Origin of the sequence: Moorena sp. SIO4E2, assembly GCF_010671945.1 — a bacterium.
GTDB lineage: Bacteria > Cyanobacteriota > Cyanobacteriia > Cyanobacteriales > Coleofasciculaceae > Moorena > Moorena producens.
Genome location: NZ_JAAHIE010001393.1, coordinates 1 through 1,097 on the forward strand (window position 1 = coordinate 1; position 1,097 = coordinate 1,097).

Sequence of the window (1,097 nt, forward strand, 5' to 3'; positions counted from 1 at the left end):
TGGAATTGTTTAATGCAGTGCTGCAATTTCAAGAAGAAAACGAAGAAACGAGCTTAGAAGGGTTTCTTGCTAATGCAACTCTAGCCTCTGACATGGATAACCTGGAAGAGGGGAAAAAAGCAGTTTCTTTAATGACCCTTCACTCTGCTAAAGGGCTAGAATTTCCCATTGTCTTTCTAGTCGGCCTAGAGCAAGGACTGTTTCCTCACAGTCGTAGTCTCAGAGATCCTGTAGCGTTGGAAGAAGAACGGCGTCTGTGTTATGTAGGGATTACTCGCGCTCAGGAACAACTGTTTTTATCCCATGCTCATGAGCGACGCTTTTATGGGAATCGGGAACCGGCTAACCGTTCTCAGTTTCTCAAGGAGTTACCCTCAGAGTTAATTGAGACTATGGTGGGAATGTTTTGATGGTCTCCTCGGTACTTGATACATAGCGCCTTCATAGGTAAGCATTCAGCCCTCAGCTGTCAGCTGTCAGCTTAAAATAAACCCGGCGTAGCGTAGGCTCTTCCCGTAGCGTGCGCCAATGCGCAATGGGCAAAGGGGAGAATTTAATATTGATAATTGATAGATTAATGAGAATTGAAAGTTTTCATAAAAGTCCTTGGTCAAGGCCAAAGCCTGATAGCTGATAGCTGATAGCTGAATGCTTGTCTTCATACTTGATATTACTTAATACTTCACCTTAGACAAATGCCTTGGCAATTTCCTCAAAGACTAACCCAATCCCTAGGAGCAATCATAATTATCCTAGGTTGTATCTTAGCAGTTGGCAAGCTACAGCAACCCCAACTCAATGCCCTTAAACAAAGCTCCAAAAACATCTCACCCGCAGACCTCCAGCGAGACGTAGAAGCAACACAAGTATATCTCAATCTGCTTCAGAGACTACCTACATTTGGCTTCGATAATGTATTAGCTGACTGGGTATTTCTGAATTTCCTTCAATACTTTGGTGATCAAGAGGCTCGCCAAATTACTAGCTATCAGCTTAGCCCAGAGTACTTTGACGTTATTATAAACCGAGACCCCAAATTTTTAACAGCCTATTTCTTTCTATCTAGCAGTAGTTCCTTATATGCAGGAATGCCAGAA

2 protein-coding genes and 1 pseudogene are annotated in these 1,097 nt (G+C 42.9%); 2 read left to right on the plus strand and 1 reads right to left on the minus strand.

Annotation, left to right across the window (positions count from 1 at the left end):
• On the plus strand, positions 1-410 hold a 410-nt coding region (locus F6K37_RS43930), incomplete at its 5' end, for a 3'-5' exonuclease (RefSeq protein WP_287257418.1).
• A 66-nt stretch (positions 411-476) separates the two neighbouring features.
• Here F6K37_RS43930 and F6K37_RS43935 read toward each other — a convergent pair.
• The gene (locus tag F6K37_RS43935; protein ID WP_287257419.1) at positions 477-662 is read right to left on the minus strand and encodes a hypothetical protein; all 186 of its coding nucleotides are present in this window, start codon (positions 660-662) and stop codon (positions 477-479) included.
• Between the two features lie 33 nt (positions 663-695).
• Here F6K37_RS43935 and F6K37_RS43940 point away from each other — a divergent pair.
• A pseudogene (locus tag F6K37_RS43940) lies at positions 696-1,097 on the plus strand (hypothetical protein); the annotation flags it as partial.